This window comes from Candidatus Kapaibacterium sp. (genome assembly GCA_023957315.1).
Taxonomy (GTDB): Bacteria; Bacteroidota; Ignavibacteria; order Kapaibacteriales; family UBA2268; genus PGYU01.
In genome coordinates this window covers 246478-264153 of record JAMLHE010000006.1, presented here as the reverse complement: position 1 = coordinate 264153, position 17676 = coordinate 246478, and the positions used below count along the sequence as shown (strand labels likewise).

The window sequence follows — 17676 nt, the reverse complement described above, 5'->3', positions numbered from 1 at the left end:
ACGGCTTATATATTAATACACCTACAAATTTTGATGAAAGTGTAGGGATTGGTACAGATTCACCTATGGAATTATTGCAAGTAGGTCAAATTGGCGATGGTACTCGTGCTGTAGCAAATGCTTGGGAAGAATTTTCTGACATCAACTTGAAACGAGATCTTATAAAACTAACTAATGCTTCACTTTTATTGAAAAACATAAATGCATATTATTATTTTTGGAAGTCGGGAAGTGATGATAAAAGACAATTCGGCTTGATAGCACAAGAAGTTGAAGAAGTACTGCCTGAAATAGTTTCGACCAATGTTAATGGTATTAAAACTCTGGATTATTCAAAACTATCTGCCTTATTGATAGAAGTTGTAAAAGAACAACAATCTTCAATCAAGAGACTTCAAAATCAAATTCAATATTTGAATGAAAAAATTAAAAACTTAGATGATATGAATCATCAAAACATGAAATTGTCCGATGAGATTGATGAAATTAAAATAATGATGAAACTTTTAAACAAGCAAATATCTGAAAAAAGAGTTGTCAGTAGTTTAAGCACAATAGATAAATAGGGAGTCAATCATGAAATTCCTTTTTATAGTCTGTTTAGTCATAATTCAACCGGCTTTAGATATATTGAGCCAGGATTACTTAATCAAAAGGTCTGTTGTCGGCTCATCATCGCAGACGGCTTACTCAGATGAATTTGTTGCTCAAGGAATTGTCGGTCAACCGTTGATTGGAATCAGTGCCAATGCTAATAACGAGATTTACTTTGGCTATTGGTATGATGGTGAAAATTTCAGTATTATACAGAGTATTCATTTGTTAAACGGATGGAACATCATTTCTTCATATTTAATTCCCGATAATCTTGATATAGAGATGATTTTCGATTCTATCTCTGATGATATTGTAATCGTGAAAAATAATGCAGGTCAGGTGTATATACCAATGTTCGACATCAATGACATAGGCAATTGGAATATAAAAGATGGATACCAAGTTTATACTGCACAAGCAACTGGTTTAAATATATTTGGTAAAAAAATCAATCCTGCAATCACACCAATAAACTTACCTTTCGGATGGAACATTGTCGCATATTTGCGTTCAAGCGTACAAGATATCAAGCAGTCAATGAAATCATTAACTGATGATAACGCACTCGTGATAGCAAAAAATAACGCCGGTTATGTTTACATTCCAGAATTTGATATAAATGACATACAAAACATGATTCCCGGTGAGGGTTACCAGGTTTATCTATCAAAATCATCTACATTGACATATCCCGCAAATTTCCAAGAAAAACCGGCAATCTATGATTATTCATATAAACCAAAGAAATTGATACCCGACTTCACGAATACAGGAAATAATTCAACATTGATTCTTAATGTCAATTCAGAAGATGGTTCTGAGATTGGAGTTTACGACTCTCGAGGCGTCTTGATTGGTTCAGGCGTTGTCAAACAGCAATTTGCGGCTGTTACAATTTGGGGTGATGACCCGAATTCTGATTTAAAAACGGGAGCTGAAACAGGAGAAAAATTGACAGTTAAGATTCTCAATTCTGCAAGTGGGGGTTTGCACGATATTGAATTAAACGAAATACATTCAATTTTGAACAAACAACACACAGATGCTGTAACCTATTATCCTGATGCTGTCAATTTTGGAAAAGCTGTTTTTGATGGATTTACTGATATTTTAAGATTGACCCCAAATCCGGCGGACAATTATATCAATTTGGAATTTGATGTCATTAATCCCGGGAATTCATCCATAAAATTTTATTCTATTATAGGGCATGAACTATGCACAATCTCTGATGAACATCGTGAAATAGGAACATACCAATTGAAATTTAATGTAGAGAAATACCCAAACGGAGTTTACAGCATAATGTATGAACATAATGGTGATAAGTTCGTCAAAAATTTAATCATAGTAAGGTAAACACGATAAAACAAAAAGTCAAGATTATATCTAACGTTTTATAAATTTCATTGCTTGGAGTTTATGTTTAATTCAAAAAAAGAAGAAGACAATATCTTGTCTTCTTCTTCTTAATTCTATTTGTACCGGAGGAGGGAGTTGAACCCCCGACACCCAGATTATGATTCTGATGCTCTAACCAACTGAGCTACTCCGGCGCATAATAGACTACAAAAATAAGCGTTTTTTACGAACTTTCCAAAAGTCTTTTTAATTCATCGCGAAGATTTGCTGCTTTTTCGTAATTTTCTTCTTTTATTGCCTTGTCTAATTCGATTTGGAGCTGCTCAACTTTGCTTTTAGGTTGTATTTTAGATTTTTTGTCAGGTTCTTTCATAAATTTCAAATCATCATCGTCACTATTTGGCAATTCTTCGTCTTGTGGTACTACACCTGTCATATCCAATATATCTGCATTCACAAATACCGGAATACCATATCTGACAGCTAATGCGACAGCATCTGAAGGACGTGAATCAATTTCAATATCATTATCGAAAATCAATTTAGCATAAAAAGTACCGTCAACCAAGTCATTTATGTGCACTTCGGTCAGAGTGGAGTCAAAACTGTCCACAATAGCTTTAATCAGGTCGTGAGTCATAGGACGCGGCGGTATTACACCTTCCATTTCTAAAGCAATAGCTTGTGCTTCAAAAGCACCGATAATGATAGGTAATCTTCTTTCGCCGTCCACTTCTTTCATAATCAAAGCGTAGGCATTGTTGCTCGCAGGGCTTGCCGATAATCCTAATACTACTAATTGTACTTTATCCATAATTCTTATTCATTTTCAAATATAAAAAGACTGTCAGTCTTGCGTTTTATTTGATTTTTGATATTGTTTGTGATTGTAAAAAAAAGGTGGAGTTCATTTCCACCTTATTGAATTAAATTAACGTTTATCAGCCTTTGACAGCTTTAATTTTTTCAGTTAGTTTTGGTACTATCTCAAAAACGTCACCAATTATACCATAATCGGCAACTTTGAAAATTGGCGCATCTTTGTCCTTGTTGATAGCCAAAATCACTTTCGAGCTTGACATACCTGCAAGATGCTGTACTGCTCCCGATATAGCGCAAGCAACATATAGATTTGGCGATACAGTTTTACCTGTTTGACCGACTTGTTCAGCATGTGGTCTCCATCCGGCATCAACAACGGCACGCGATGCACCGACTGCACCACCTAAGGCTGCTGCTAAATTTTCAACCATAGCGAAATTTCCGGCTTCTTTGAATCCACGACCACCGCTCACTATAATGTCAGCTTCAGAAACGTCGAGTTTGCCTGCATTTGTAGAGACATTGGTAACGCTTGCTTTTTTGTCATTATCGGAAATATTTGCATTGAAATTAGTGACTTCCGGGCTTCCTACATCATTTTTAATTGCTGTAAAAACGTTAGGGCGCAAAGAGAATACTTTTGTGGATTTGTTTATTTTGGTCTTAATCAATGCTTTACCTGCGTAAACGGGCTTAGTTGCAACGATGTTGCCATCTGCAACTTCCAATCCGACACAATCTGCTACGTAACCTGCATCAAGTTTGGCTGAAACTCTCGGAGCAATTTCCAATCCGGCTGCATTTGATGCGAAAAGCAATACATCTGCAGATTCTGCTTTTGCTACTTGACTAACTATTTCGGCATATGCAGTAGATGAATAAGCTCCACTAAAATCAACTGAAACTAATTTTTTCAATCCGAATTGTCCTGCCGATGGGTATATTGATGTATTACCACCAATGCATAATCCGACAATTTCTGAGCCGCTTGATTGTGCTAAATTATTAGCCGCAGTTATCAATTCATTTGAAACTCTTTTGAAACTGTTATTTTGTGGCTCAAGATATACTAATATTTTTTTCATTTTCATTCCTTATATTAAATTACTTTCGCATCTTCGTGCAAAGAGCGAACTATTTCGTTAATGTCTGCATCTGAATCACCAAGGATTTTGCCAACGCGTTTGTTTACGGGTAATGCAATTGAAATGACTTCAACAGCGGCTTCAACGGGGAAAAAGGGAACTTCTTCTATTGGTTTCTTTTTAGCTTTCATAATGTCAGGCAATTTTGGATAACGTGGTTCATTCAATCCTTTTTGGGCGCTAATTGCACATGGAGTTGAGAGCTCAACAGTTTCTTTGCCACCTTCGATATCGCGTTCGGCTATGACTTTAGTGCCGTTAACTTCGAGTTTGGAAACTACTGAAGCAGATGGAATATTCAATAACTCAGCCACCATGGATGGAATTTGAAATGAATCGAAATCAACACTTTGGCGACCGAAAAATATAATATCGAAATTTTTATCTTTTACGCTATTAGCAATATTATGGGCAACTTGGTATGAATCAGGCTCAGACGGGGCTTTGATGAAAATTGCCGAATCAGCGCCCATAGCCAAAGCATTGCGCAATATATCAGTCGCATCGTCGGCGGATACTGTTAATGCAGTTACTTCACCACCGTTTTTTTCTTTCAATCTAATAGCTTCTTCTAATGCAAATTCATCATAAGGGTTTAGTATGTACTTGACGCCTTTACTGTCAATTGTCTTTCCGTCAGGACCGACAAAAATCTTAGTAGCTGTGTCAGGTACACGTGATACACATACGAGTAAGTTCATTTTTTCTCCATCTAATTCAAATATCATTTCTAAAATTTTATAAAAGGTAAAAACGTATTTAAAGTAAGATATTTTAATTTGAATGGTAAATTATAGTTCTTATTTGGACTTTTTCAAGAGGAACATAATAGAATCATCAATTTTTGAATAGGCTTTAACTGCACATGGGGGAATATCTTTCAAATGCCACGAGACAGGATGATTAACTGTACAAGATGCACCATCTTGTTTGAAAATCAAGCTGATTTCGCCATCAACAATGTTGATTTTATCGCTACAATACAAAATTTGCCATACCAAAATACATTTCTCGATTTCTGCGGGCTTATCTGTGATAATTTTATAGACAGATTCCTTTTTTTGAATTGCCATTTTCCAAGTCTTAAGTGGAGTATCGGCAGCTTCATTAAAAAGAGTGAATTCAGCACCGACAACAATATTCGGCGATGCAGTCATAGTAACTGTGACCTCAGATTCCTTGTTGCTAATGACGCAAAAGCGGTCTAATTTACTTTCTTTCATTTTTGTTTCATTTCCTCCTTAAGGTATTTTGCCGTCAAACTTTTTCTCTTTTTGATAATACTTTCGGGAGTTCCTTCGGCAATAATTTGTCCTCCAAATTTACCACCTTCGGGACCTAAATCAATTATCCAATCAGCATTTTTAACTACATCAAGGTTATGTTCGATGACAACAACTGTATTGCCTTTGTCGGCTAATTTGTGCAACATTGCCAATAGCATATTTATATCTTCAAAATGCAGTCCTGTTGTGGGTTCATCTAATAAATATAACGTTTTACCTGTCGAAACTTTTGATAATTCCGCCGAAAGTTTGACTCTTTGAGCTTCGCCACCGGATAGGGTAGGAGCTTGTTGCCCTAATTTAATATACCCAAGCCCGACTTCAAACATCGTTTTGATTTTCTTTTTCAATTTCGGAATATCGGTGAAAAATTCGTTCGCCTCTTCAACTGTCATGTTCAGCACATCTGCAATTGATTTGCCCTTGAATTTGACTTGCAAAGTTTCCGAATTATATCGTTTTCCTTTGCATTCGTCGCATGTAACATAAACATCAGGAAGAAAATTCATTTCAATTTTTTTGATTCCTGCACCCTGACATTCTTCACATCTGCCACCTTCAACATTGAATGAAAATCTACCTGATTTGTAGCCTCTGATTTTGGCTTCACGCAATTCGGCAAAATGGTCTCGAATCAAAGTGAATAAACCTGTGTAAGTAGCAGGATTAGAGCGAGGAGTTCTGCCAATTGGAGATTGGTCTATTTCGATTATTTTGTCAATATTATCAATGCCATCAACGGATGTATAGGGTAGAGGCACAGAACTGCTATTTTTATTCAAATATCGCGAAAGTATTGGGTACAATGTATCATTGATAAGGGAACTTTTGCCTGAGCCACTCATTCCTGTGATGCATACAAATGTTCCTAATGGAATTTTCAGCGTTACACTTTTCAAATTATTGCCTGTGGCACCTTGCAAAATTATATATTTCCCGTTTCCTTTGCGTCGTTCGGTAGGAATTGTTATAGATTTGATGTTTAACAAATACTGAGCAGTGAGAGAATTTTTGAGTGCTTTGGTGCTCAGTTTGCTCATTTGTTTCATCGTGCCGGAAAAAATTATTTCACCTCCGTGAATACCTGCTCCGGGACCAATATCAACAATGTGGTCGCCACTTTCAATCATCGCTTTATCGTGCTCGACCACAATCACAGAATTCCCCAAATCACGCAATTCCTTCAGCGAATTTATAAGCCGATTATTGTCATGTTGGTGCAATCCAATACTTGGTTCATCAAGCACATACAATACGCCCACAAGCTGCGAGCCGATTTGTGATGCCAATCTTATACGTTGGGATTCACCACCAGATAAAGTACGAAGTGGGCGGTTCAGGTGAATATATGCAAGACCCACGTTTTCGAGAAAACTCAATCTGTTGTTAATTTCCTTGAAAATTAGATGCGAAATCAAAACTTCTCTCTTGTTCAACTTTTTTTCAATAGCTTTAATCGAAACTCGCAAATCGGACAAATCCAAATCACAAAGCTCTTTGATATTTGTACCGTACAATTTGATTTTCAAAGTCTCTTTTTTGAGCCTTCCCCCAGCACATGTCGGACATGTGATGTCTGTCAAATAAGGCTCAATATTTTTTTTCTGGTTGTATGTTGTCGGATTTTCATAAATATGCTTCAAAGTTGGCAATACGCCCAGAAATTTATGCTTATATTTCAATCCGGTTCTTTCGAAATCATGGTCCAATTCGATAGAATCTTCATTGCCGTAAAGAATCATTTGCAGTTTGTCTTGTTCCAAATGTTCCATCGCGAGGCTCAAATCTATGCCGTGTTTTTCGGCATAAACATCTAATTGAGTCCACAACCAACTCAAACTCTTTTTTCCTAATGGAGCAATAGCACCATCATAAATCGAAAGCTTAGTATTTTCGAGAATTGCCGGCAAATTAAAATCTTTAATTACCCCAAGCCCTTGGCACGTGGCACAAGCTCCATTTGGTGAGTTAAATGAGAACATATTTGGTGCCGGTTCTTCATACGAATCACCACAATTCGGACAGGAATATTTTGTGCTGTATAACACTTCTATAAATTCATCAGTATTTGTTTCAGCTAAAATTATGAGATTTCCTTCGCCGCGATTTAGTGCCAATTCGACTGATTCACGAATTCTATTTGTATGATTTGCATTGATAAGACATCGGTCTATAACAAGTTCGATATCATGAATATTATAGCGTTCGAGCTTCATTCCAACAACTAAATCGCGAATTTTCTTATCTACTCTTACCTTTGTGAAGCCTTGTTTGGTAAGCAATTCAAAAAGTTCACGATAATGCCCTTTGCGGCTTTTGATAATCGGCGCCAGGATTTGAATTCTTTTATCGTTGTATTCAGTCAGTATCGTTTGAATTATGTCTTCAACAGTACGCTTTATTGCAGGAATATCGCAACGGACGCAGTGCTGCACTCCAATTTTGGAAAAAAGAAGGCGCATATAATCATAAATTTCGGTAGCTGTGCCGACTGTTGAACGTGGATTGTGACTGATTGACTTTTGTTCGATTGAAATTGCCGGAGAAAGCCCTTCGATAATATCAACTTCGGGCTTTTGCATCATACCCAAAAATTGCTTTGCATATGGACTAAGGCATTCAACGTATCGCCTATTAGCTTCTGCATATAAAGTGTCGAATGCTAAAGTGGACTTCCCCGAGCCTGATAATCCGGTTACAACAGTCAACGTATCGCGCGGAATGATTAAATCAATATTTTTAAGATTATGCTCACGTCCACCTTTGATAGTGATTTCTGTGATTTCGTCAGCATAATTGCCAAATTCGGAAATATTTGAATCAGATTCGTTAATCATAAATTTTGTTTGAATGAAATGCTATTAAAAGTGATTTTATAAATTCTGTCCAAAACTTTTACTTGTTGTAAGGTTTGCCCTTGATTTTCAATATTGTGTAATCAAGGCTGCTTGTATCTAATTTTTCCAATTTGTCAGTAGAATTTACTATCTCTACGCTATATTCAAAAGTTTTGTTAGGTCCTGTAAGCAAAATATCATTCGGAAAATGAATTTGCTTTTTTTCTAACTTTGCTTTGAATAATGAAGCATCTTTTTCAATCGTAGTCGGCAAATAGGGCACAATCTCGTTCATATAAATTTCGCGAATGGCGTCATCATGCAAATAAGCATTTGCAAATTCGTCGGGCTTAACTTCCGTTTCATCGTTTACAGTGAATTCCTGCTTCAAGAGCTTGATTAAATCGTCTTTTTCGCTCGAATTTTCAACAAATTTCATTATGAAATCATCGGTTGCATCATAAAAACGCTTTGATTGAATTTTGCTGTTAGTTTCAACCGAGAAGCCGAGAAAATCTTTGTAGAAATATTCCGCAGGTTTGGAATCTACCGAAAATTGCTCATCATAAATGAATGCTTTCCATTGGCTATTCGGATAATCGAGTTGCATCTCATCTTCAACACGCCTTTGCATTAGCGCAAATTTGAACTTCTTAGACGATGGGTCGAGAAAAATATCATCAAGATATTTGATAGTTGATTCGCGATTGTGAATTTCATATCTCAAAGCCGAGAGCAATTCTGCTTTTATAACTATCGGCAAAGGATAACCGTTTTCATCCTTAGCGTCAATCATTATTAGATAGCCACCGGGAATTGTGTTCACCGTTTGAGCTTGAGCAAGTTTCATAGCCACTTTGATTGAAGCATGTATGAATCTTTCGTCCGAATGTTCGTTCACTTCATTTACCAAACCGAAAAAAGAGTCAGAGTAGGAGTCGCTAATTAGCAATTCAAATGATTTGCCCTTCTTTTGCGACGCTTTTGCAAGCCTTTCGATGATTACCTTCAGCACTTGGTCCGAAAAGCGGAATAAATTTTCGTCAGTAATGACTGTTGCATGCTCAAGTCCATCATTTTTGGCAACAATCTGATGCAAGATAATTCGATTGATAGTAATATTATAAAAGTTAGTCACATTTCTCTCCTAATTCTTTGGATATTATTTTTCTTGTGTTGTAAAAGCAAATCTTACAAAGATAATTGATAATCTGCAAACATCAGTTTAATAGAATGTCGTATTTTTGTAAGATTGTAATAGAAACGAAAATTTAGGAAAAATATGTATAAATTAGAAACAATAATATCATTAGCCAAAAGAAGAGGCTTCGTATTCCAGTCATCTGAAATTTATGGTGGATTGAACGGCTGTTGGGATTACGGTCCGCTCGGTGTTGAGTTGCTGCTCAAAATCAAAGATTCATGGTGGAAAGCGATGACTTTCAGAGATGATATCGAAGGTGTGGATGCTTCAATCTTAATGCACCCCAGAACTTGGGATGCGAGCGGACATACTAAGCAATTCAGCGACCCGATGATTGACAACAAAGTCAGCAAAGCGCGTTTTCGTGCCGATAATTTGATTGAAGAACACATCATCAAGTTGCGTTCTAAAAATAAAAATGATGAAGCCGACACAATTGAACAAAAACTTGCGAATATCAAGGAAAACAATGATTATCTGACTATCATACTTGAACACGGCATCAAAGACCCTGTTTCGGGGACTACGGAATGGACTGAAGTACGAAATTTCAATCTTATGTTCAAAACATTCATCGGTCCATTGGAAGAAGCAAGCAGCGTGGTATATCTTCGCCCTGAATCTGCACAAGGAATCTTTGTGAATTTTAAGAATATTGCCGAAACTGCACGTCAAAAAGTTCCATTTGGTATAGCCCAAATCGGGAAAGCATTTAGAAATGAAATCAACACTAAGAATTTTCTTTTCCGAACAAGAGAATTTGAACAAATGGAGATGCAATACTTTGTAAAACCGGGTGCCGAGCTTGATTGGTTCGATTATTGGAAAAAGCAAAGATGGCAATGGTACATAGATTTGGGAATGGATGAATCTAAGATGCGTTGGAAAAATCATGACAAATTAGCTCACTACGCTAATCATGCTGTTGACATCGAGTTTGAATTTCCATTCGGTTGGGGAGAAATCGAAGGAATACATTCGCGAACTGATTTTGATTTAAGAAATCATCAGGAATTTTCCAGTAAAAAGATGGAATACGTAGATGCTGTCAATAACGAACGCTATCTGCCATTTGTGGTTGAGACTTCCGGTGGTGTTTCACGGGGCTTAATGGCTTTTTTGTGCAATGCTTATAGCGAGGAACACGTTACAGACGAAAAAGGCAAAACAGAAGTACGAACAGTTTTAAGATTCAGTCCCAAATTAGCTCCTATAACTGCCGCTGTATTTCCACTTGTAAATAAGGATGGAATGCCGGAATTGGCGCAATCAGTCTATAAAGATTTGCAAAAATCGATGAAAGTTCAGTATGATTCATCGGGTGCTATTGGCAGACGCTATCGCCGTCAAGACGAAATCGGTACGCCCTTTTGCATTACAATTGATGGCGAGTCATTGACCGAAAATACAGTAACCATTCGCGAAAGAGACTCGATGAAGCAAGAAAGAATATCAATTGATAAAATCAAAAACTACATTAACGATAAAATATACTAATTGATAATTAGTCCATAAAGTGTGAATTATGATTTTTTCTGTGTTTTTAGGCTAATTTTCTTATTTACATATAGTTTATATCAAATGTTAAGATACATATTTTATGTCTTTGTTGTAAGCACACTATTTATCAATAGTTTAATTGCGAATGAAGATGTATATTATAAAATCAACAAGTCGTTCAATATTCAGGGAGCAGTATTTAACGAGTTACTTAACGGCTATGTCGTTGATTTAGATCCCGAAATACTTATACGCGCCGGAATTGAAGGCATGATTTCCTCGCTTGACCCATATACAGAATACTTCAGCGAAAAACAATTACAAGACGTTGACTTCCTTTCATCCGGAACTTATTCAGGACTTGGGATTACAGTAGGTGTACATGACAGTATGTTGATAATTGTGGACGTACGTCATGGCTACCCTGCACAAAAAGGCGGTTTGAAAATTGGCGATTATATATACAAAGCTGATTCAAATGTAGTAATCAACAAATCTTCGTCAGAACTTAGAGAGTTTACCAAAGGCGACCCCGGAACTGAGTTAAATTTGACTGTTATTCGAAAATCTTTAAATACAAATGATACTCTCCAAGTTAATGTTGTCATCGAAAATATCAAGTTGCCAAATGTGCCATATTCAGGATTTCTGAACGATTCGACGGGCATAATCATACTCGAAAGATTCACAAAAGATTCGTACAAAGACTTCCGAAGTGCTTTCAATAAACTTCACAATTCAAATAAACTCAAAAATTTAGTAATTGATTTGCGTGATAATCCCGGTGGATTACTTGAAGAAGCAGTATCCATTTGTGAATTATTTTTGCCGTCGAATAGCTTGATTGTAACTACTAAATCGCGTGAAAATGAAGTGCTCTACGAGTACATTTCTCGCCAAATCCCACTTGATACAAACGTCAGATTAGCTGTACTCATTAATCAATCATCAGCAAGTGCAAGCGAAGTAGTTGCCGGGGCAATTCAAGACCATGACAGAGGATTGGTAATTGGTCAACAGTCATTTGGTAAAGGACTTGTTCAATCAGTTGTGAGCCTTCCATACGGCGGAAATCTTAAAATCACCACTGCAAAATATTATACTCCATCAGGGAGATGTATTCAGAGAATTGGTTTTGCTGAACAATATTCAGACTTGAAAATACAATCAATCGTTGATTCGACACAATTTCAGACCAAAAATGGCAGAATAGTTTACGAGTCAACAGGAATCAAACCTGATAGCGTTATCAGCCCCCGAGTACCACAAGATTTGATTTATGATATGAATATGAAACAGGTCTTCTTCGATTTTGCAAATCAATACGCTACATCATTAAGAATGAACGGAACAGAATTTGTTCCCGAAAAGTCATACGAAAGATTTTTGAAATATTTGAAAGACGTTAAGTATGATTTTAAGTTCCGATATGAAGAAGAATTGGATGAAATCAATTCCGAACTTGAGAAACAGGGATTAAAATCTGCATCTTCTACAAAAATTATCGAGCAATTGAAAACTGAATTAGCAAAAAAAGACGAAAAGCTGATAAAAAATCTACGAGAAGATTTGACTGAAATACTCGAATATGAGATTTATCGTCGCTCAATGAATGAAGAAGATTTTTATTCGTTTGTTATGAGCCGAGATAGGTATGTCAAATCAGCTGTTAGTTTGATGAGCAACAATACTTACAAAACTTTGTTAAGCAGAGAAAACGACTAAGATTTACAAAATATACATAGACATAAAGCGTCTTTTCTTCATTACATAATTGGGTATCTGAAAAAATGAGAATCACAAAACAATATACAAATCGTGAAAGTCAGTCATTAGACAAATACTTGCAAGAAATCGGCAGAGTAGATCTACTAACTACCGATAATGAAATTACACTTGCTCAGCTTATCAAAAAGGGTGGGAGCGAAGGGTATTTTGCACTCGAAAGACTTGTAAAAGCGAATTTGCGATTTGTTGTATCTGTTGCAAAACAATATCAAAATCAAGGTTTAAGTTTGGGCGATTTAATCAACGAAGGCAACTTGGGTTTGATTAAAGCTGCAAAACGTTTCGACGAAACTCGTGGATTCAGATTTATTTCATATGCAGTTTGGTGGATTCGCCAATCAATTTTACAAGCTCTTGCAGAGCAATCTCGTATCGTAAGATTGCCACTCAACCGTGTTGGTGCACTAAACAAAATCGGGAAAAAATTCTCCGAATTAGAGCAAGAATTTGAACGTGAGCCAACTGCTGCGGAATTGGCAGAACAACTCAATATGAGTGTTAATGAAATATCGGAGACAATCAAAATTTCCGGAAGACACCTTTCGGTTGATGCTCCATTTGTGCAAGGCGAAGATAATCGCTTACTTGATGTATTGCCGAATGAGCAACAACCACCACCGGATTCCGAGCTTATAAGAGAATCACTTAGAGTGGAAGTACAACAAGTGCTAACAACATTGTCGTTACGCGAAGCTGACGTAATCAAATATTATTTTGGCTTAGACGGACAATGCCTTACTCTCGAAGAAATCGGCGAAAAATTTAATCTTACACGTGAAAGAGTTCGCCAAATAAAAGAAAAAGCTATCAGGAGGCTCAGACACGCCTCTCGCTCAAAAACTTTAAGGTCATATTTAGGCTAATAATTAATGAATGATAAAATAGATTTGTTGCCACACAGAGACGAAATAATTGAAAAACCTAAATTCAATATCCCCGTAAAAGCTAAGCGCAACAACCCCGAATTAAAAACTACTGTCGGACAACGCCCCGAATGGCTCAAGGTTAAAGCACCCGGCGGCGACTCGTATGCGTTTATCCAAAATTTGATGCGGAGCAAGTCTTTGCATACTGTTTGCGAAGAAGCACATTGCCCAAATATCGGCGAATGTTGGGCGCACGGAACAGCAACTTTCATGATTCTTGGAGATACTTGTACTCGTGCATGTAGTTTTTGCGCCATCAAAACCGGCATTCCACACACAATCAATAAAAATGAACCCTATGATGTTGCGATGTCTGTCCGAAAAATGGGTGTCAAACATGCCGTAGTTACTTCAGTCAATCGTGACGAACTTAAAGACCAAGGTTCCACAATTTGGGCTGAAACTATTTACCGAATTCGTGAGTTAAATCCCGAAACTACAATCGAAGTTTTGATTCCCGATTTCAAGGGCGATACAAAATGCTTGGATAGAGTTATTCAAGCTGCTCCCGATATTTTGAATCATAACATGGAAACAGTCCCAAGACTTTACAAAAAAATCAGACCACAAGCCAAATACCAACAATCACTCGATGTTTTAAGTTATTGCAAATCAGCAGGACTTAGAACAAAATCCGGTATAATGGTTGGAATTGGCGAAATGGATGACGAAGTCTATGAACTGATGAAAGATTTGATAAATATCAAACTTGACATTATGACGATTGGGCAATATCTTCAGCCATCAGTCAACCATACACCGGTCGACCGCTTCGTAACTCCCGACCAATTCAGAGAGTTCAAAAGAGTAGGGGAAGAAAATGGCATAGGTCATGTCGAATCAGGTCCACTTGTTCGAAGTTCATATCATGCTCATGAACATGTCAAAGTAGAAATCCGTACTTAATAACCAATATTTTCTACTAATATTAATTTTTTAAATACAATTTAACAATGTCCACACATAATCGTTCATTATGGTGGCACGAGTTTTGTTTTTATTAAAAATATTTACTATATTAGTAGGCTATGGTTAAGATACATGTAGAATACTTAAATGATTTGCACTGCATAGTAACTCATGGTCCTTCGGGACAGAGTTTTTTGACAGATGCACCTCTTGATAACCAGGGTAAAGCCGAGTACATTTCGCCTACGGACTTGCTGGCTGCATCTATTGGTTCTTGTATCGCAACTATCATGGGAATTAAAGCTCGTGATTTGGGCGTTGATTTGGAGGGCTTGAAGATTGATGTTACTAAAGAAATGGTGCACGACCCACATCGACGTGTCGGCAAATTAACATTGGAAATTCAATATCCTCACAGATACGAGCCTAAAACTCAAGAAATCTTGAATAATGTTGTCAAGATTTGTCCAGTTACTCGAAGTTTAGACCCCAAAGTTATTTTTGAACCAATTTTCAGTTTCGCCGATGAAAACTAATATCATTATATATGCCTTTTTGTTATCCTTGTTCATATTGCCGAAATTGTACAGCCAATATGACAATCAAGCGATTGAGTTCTACAACGAGGGCTTGGGCTATTTGCAAGATGGTGACAATGAGAAGGCAATAGAATTTTTGAACAAATCTATCGCTATAGATTCAACTTTTGCGGAAGCGTACAACGCCCGTGGCTCTGCACTTTTCAATATAAAAAAGTACGAAGATGCACTGAATGATTTCACTATTGCAATCGAACTCAAACGCTCATTTTCCGGTGCATACCATAATCGTGCTTCGACTTATCGGGAATTGAAGATTGCCGATAAGGCTCAATCAGATTTGGCAAAAGCGATTGAAATCGAACCCGGCAACCATAATTTATATTACAGCAGAGCGAATTTTTATGCCGAAATGGGTAAATTTGATTTAGCTTTGAATGATTTGGATAAAGTGATTTCCATTCAAACCGATGATTATAAGGCATACTATACTCGAGCTACGGTATTTTATGAAACTAACGAATTGGAAAAGGCACTGATTGATTTGAACAAGACTATTGAGCTTAATTCGCAATTTGTTGAAGCTTACCAACTTCGTGGTCCAATTTTCCATAAGTTGGGCAATCTACCAGCTGCTATTCTTGATTATAACAGAGTTTTGGAACGAGAACACGAAAACAACACAATGTTCAACCGTGCCATTGCTAATTCCGAATTAGAACATCATGATTTGGCTATCCAAGATTTTTCGCATTTGATTAATATAGGATTCAATCCCAAGCTATCATACTTCAATCGTGCAGTTATATATTATAATTTGGGTCAATTTGATAGAGCTTTAGAAGATTACAATGCTGTGTTGAAAATTGAACCGAATGAACAAGATGCTTTGGGCAATGTTGCGATAATTTATTACGAATCAAAGGACTACGACGATGCTATAATGATGTATAACAAGTTGATTGATTTAAGCCCAAATAATTCAAGCTATTACCAAAATCGTGCAAACGCATTGTTTAATCTGAGTAAATATGACAAAGCTATTGGAGACTATTCATTAGCAATAAATTTGGACAAGAAAAATGCAGAACTATACTTCAATCGTGCAAATGCCTATAAGCAAATCAACGACTTCGAAAATGCTATCGAAGATTTTAGACAATTCCTTGATATGGCAAGATACGATAATAAGTTAGTATCATTTGTTCCGTCGGTTGAAATTGAAATTAAAAATCTTGAACTTAAAATTGCGGATAAAATCTCGAATCAAAGATGAAATTTCCTAAAATTGCTCTACATTATCAAATTCTTTTGGCACTCGTACTCGGAGCAATTTTCGGTGCAATTTTCAAGGTTGACCAAAGCGCACTCATTGTCAATCATTCCCACGAAAAACATGAAATGGAATCCATAGTCGAAGAATGGAATAGTATTTCATTTGTAGATATTGCAATTCCCGATAGTGTTTTGGTCAAATTTGACAAAATCAACCAACAAGCAATCATCCGATTTTTCAAAAAGTATGCAAATCAATCAAACCTATCAATTAAAATTGTGCATATAGATGGAAAGCAAAGCACGATTGAATCTATACAAAGCATCAAAAAGAAACCCACAATAGCCACTCGACTGAAACCACTTGGTGATTTGTTTATCCGACTTCTGAGTTTTTTGGCAATACCGCTTGTTATCTCATCGCTGATTATTGGAGCTTCAAGTCTGGAGGATATCAAAAAACTGGGCAGAATTGGTACTAAGACATTCGCTCTCTATTTAACTACAACCGCAATAGCCATAACAATTGGTTTAGTCTTGGCAAATGTGATTCAGCCTGGCGAAAGAATTCATGAGGAAACCAAAAATAGGCTCATGGCTGCATATAGCGAGGAATCTTCCGAAAAAATCGTTTCAAATCTTGAAGTTGATATTATAGATTTTTTAGTGAATATCGTCCCTAAGAACCCATTTGAAGCTATAGCAAGCGGGAATATGCTTCAGATAGTGTTTTTCGCAGTTTTCTTTGGATTGATGCTGACATTCATAAAAAAGGAGAATGCCCAACCGGTCATAGGATTTTTTGCGGGAATGAGCGATGTTATGGTCAAAATGGTTGATTTCATTATGATTATGGCTCCATATGGTGTATTTGCATTAATTGCCGCCACAGTTGCCGATTTCGGATTTGAAATCATCTCAACGCTCGTTTGGTATATTTTCGCAGTTTTACTTGGATTAGCAATTCAAACCTTGATAATCTACCCTTCAATATTGAAAATTTTTACAAAACGAAAAATAAAAGATTTCTTCGTGGGGATTCGTGACGCTCAGATTATCGCATTTTCAACAAGCTCAAGTGCTGCTACACTGCCGATAACTATGGAATGTGTTGAAGATAATTTGAAAGTTCCAAAACGTATTTCAGGCTTTGTCCTTCCGCTCGGAGCAACGATTAACATGGACGGCACTGCATTATACCAAGGTGTCGCGGCTGTTTTTATCGCTCAAGTTTATGGAATTGATTTGTCAATTACGGACCAATTGACGATTGTTATAACGGCAGTTTTAGCATCTATCGGTACTGCACCTGTGCCTGGAGTTGGCATCATTATGCTTGTGATGATACTGCAATCTGTACATATACCACCGCAAGGAATCGCTCTGATTATAGGCGTGGACAGAATATTGGATATGGCACGAACTATAAGCAATGTTTCAGGCGATGCGGCTGTTACTGTTGCTGTAGCCGATTCTGAAAAATAAA

The 17676-nt window shown here is 36.8% G+C and carries 15 protein-coding genes and 1 tRNA gene; 9 read left to right on the top strand and 7 right to left on the bottom strand.

Annotation, left to right across the window (positions count from 1 at the left end):
- Together M9949_08750 and M9949_08745 are read left to right on the top strand one after the other, a co-directional pair.
- Positions 1 to 566, top strand: a 566-nt coding sequence (locus M9949_08750) for a tail fiber domain-containing protein (GenBank protein MCO5251494.1), incomplete at its 5' end; no start/stop codon positions are given.
- Positions 567 to 576: 10 nt separating this feature from the next.
- The gene (locus M9949_08745; protein ID MCO5251493.1) at positions 577 to 1956 is read left to right on the top strand and encodes a T9SS type A sorting domain-containing protein; all 1380 of its coding nucleotides are present in this window, start codon (positions 577 to 579) and stop codon (positions 1954 to 1956) included.
- A gap of 123 nt (positions 1957 to 2079) precedes the next feature.
- Here M9949_08745 and M9949_08740 read toward each other — a convergent pair.
- The 7 genes from M9949_08740 to M9949_08710 all read right to left on the bottom strand — a co-directional run bounded on the left by M9949_08740 (position 2080) and on the right by M9949_08710 (position 9187).
- A tRNA-Met gene (locus M9949_08740) sits at positions 2080 to 2153 on the bottom strand.
- Positions 2154 to 2182: 29 nt separating this feature from the next.
- Entirely contained in the window at positions 2183 to 2773 is a 591-nt protein-coding gene (locus M9949_08735) for a bifunctional nuclease family protein (GenBank protein ID MCO5251492.1), read from the bottom strand.
- 127 nt (positions 2774 to 2900) lie between these two features.
- A complete protein-coding gene (locus M9949_08730) occupies positions 2901 to 3866 on the bottom strand; it encodes an electron transfer flavoprotein subunit alpha/FixB family protein (GenBank protein ID MCO5251491.1) in 966 nt (321 codons plus the stop codon).
- A 14-nt stretch (positions 3867 to 3880) separates the two neighbouring features.
- Entirely contained in the window at positions 3881 to 4627 is a 747-nt protein-coding gene (locus M9949_08725) for an electron transfer flavoprotein subunit beta/FixA family protein (GenBank protein MCO5251490.1), read from the bottom strand.
- 99 nt (positions 4628 to 4726) lie between these two features.
- Positions 4727 to 5149, bottom strand: coding sequence for a hypothetical protein (locus M9949_08720; protein MCO5251489.1), 423 nt, complete (start codon positions 5147 to 5149; stop codon positions 4727 to 4729).
- Positions 5146 to 8049, bottom strand: a complete 2904-nt coding sequence (gene uvrA / locus M9949_08715; protein ID MCO5251488.1) for an excinuclease ABC subunit UvrA — start codon at positions 8047 to 8049, stop codon at positions 5146 to 5148. The genes M9949_08720 and uvrA overlap by 4 nt, the downstream gene beginning before the upstream one ends.
- A 58-nt stretch (positions 8050 to 8107) precedes the next feature.
- Positions 8108 to 9187 carry a nucleoid-associated protein gene (locus tag M9949_08710; GenBank protein MCO5251487.1) on the bottom strand — a complete coding sequence of 360 codons (1080 nt, stop codon included), beginning with the start codon at positions 9185 to 9187 and terminating at the stop codon, positions 8108 to 8110.
- Positions 9188 to 9331: 144 nt separating this feature from the next.
- Here M9949_08710 and M9949_08705 point away from each other — a divergent pair, with 144 nt between their 5' ends.
- The 7 genes from M9949_08705 to M9949_08675 all read left to right on the top strand — a co-directional run bounded on the left by M9949_08705 (position 9332) and on the right by M9949_08675 (position 17675).
- A complete protein-coding gene (locus M9949_08705) occupies positions 9332 to 10750 on the top strand; it encodes a glycine--tRNA ligase (protein MCO5251486.1) in 1419 nt (472 codons plus the stop codon).
- 84 nt (positions 10751 to 10834) lie between these two features.
- Positions 10835 to 12478: a S41 family peptidase gene (locus M9949_08700; protein ID MCO5251485.1), complete on the top strand. Its 1644-nt coding sequence runs from the start codon at positions 10835 to 10837 to the stop codon at positions 12476 to 12478.
- A 65-nt stretch (positions 12479 to 12543) separates the two neighbouring features.
- Positions 12544 to 13404, top strand: coding sequence for a sigma-70 family RNA polymerase sigma factor (locus M9949_08695; protein MCO5251484.1), 861 nt, complete (start codon positions 12544 to 12546; stop codon positions 13402 to 13404).
- A gap of 6 nt (positions 13405 to 13410) precedes the next feature.
- Entirely contained in the window at positions 13411 to 14373 is a 963-nt protein-coding gene (lipA, locus tag M9949_08690) for a lipoyl synthase (protein MCO5251483.1), read from the top strand.
- 122 nt (positions 14374 to 14495) lie between these two features.
- A complete protein-coding gene (locus M9949_08685; GenBank protein ID MCO5251482.1) occupies positions 14496 to 14912 on the top strand; it encodes an OsmC family protein in 417 nt (138 codons plus the stop codon).
- Positions 14902 to 16191, top strand: a complete 1290-nt coding sequence (locus M9949_08680; protein MCO5251481.1) for a tetratricopeptide repeat protein — start codon at positions 14902 to 14904, stop codon at positions 16189 to 16191. The genes M9949_08685 and M9949_08680 overlap by 11 nt, the downstream gene beginning before the upstream one ends.
- Positions 16188 to 17675 (top strand): dicarboxylate/amino acid:cation symporter, encoded by a 1488-nt coding sequence (locus M9949_08675; GenBank protein MCO5251480.1) that lies wholly within the window; start codon positions 16188 to 16190, stop codon positions 17673 to 17675. Before M9949_08680 ends, M9949_08675 begins: the two co-directional genes overlap by 4 nt.
- Position 17676: the final 1 nt, after the last annotated feature.

Coding starts and splice junctions, on each gene's coding strand:
- M9949_08745 (MCO5251493.1), top strand. CDS start 577: ATGAAATTCCTTTTTATAGTCTGTTTAGTCATAATTCAACCGGCTTTA.
- M9949_08735 (MCO5251492.1), bottom strand. CDS start 2,773: ATGGATAAAGTACAATTAGTAGTATTAGGATTATCGGCAAGCCCTGCG.
- M9949_08730 (MCO5251491.1), bottom strand. CDS start 3,866: ATGAAAAAAATATTAGTATATCTTGAGCCACAAAATAACAGTTTCAAA.
- M9949_08725 (MCO5251490.1), bottom strand. CDS start 4,627: ATGAACTTACTCGTATGTGTATCACGTGTACCTGACACAGCTACTAAG.
- M9949_08720 (MCO5251489.1), bottom strand. CDS start 5,149: ATGAAAGAAAGTAAATTAGACCGCTTTTGCGTCATTAGCAACAAGGAA.
- uvrA (MCO5251488.1), bottom strand. CDS start 8,049: ATGATTAACGAATCTGATTCAAATATTTCCGAATTTGGCAATTATGCT.
- M9949_08705 (MCO5251486.1), top strand. CDS start 9,332: ATGTATAAATTAGAAACAATAATATCATTAGCCAAAAGAAGAGGCTTC.
- M9949_08700 (MCO5251485.1), top strand. CDS start 10,835: ATGTTAAGATACATATTTTATGTCTTTGTTGTAAGCACACTATTTATC.
- M9949_08695 (MCO5251484.1), top strand. CDS start 12,544: ATGAGAATCACAAAACAATATACAAATCGTGAAAGTCAGTCATTAGAC.
- lipA (MCO5251483.1), top strand. CDS start 13,411: ATGAATGATAAAATAGATTTGTTGCCACACAGAGACGAAATAATTGAA.
- M9949_08685 (MCO5251482.1), top strand. CDS start 14,496: ATGGTTAAGATACATGTAGAATACTTAAATGATTTGCACTGCATAGTA.
- M9949_08680 (MCO5251481.1), top strand. CDS start 14,902: ATGAAAACTAATATCATTATATATGCCTTTTTGTTATCCTTGTTCATA.
- M9949_08675 (MCO5251480.1), top strand. CDS start 16,188: ATGAAATTTCCTAAAATTGCTCTACATTATCAAATTCTTTTGGCACTC.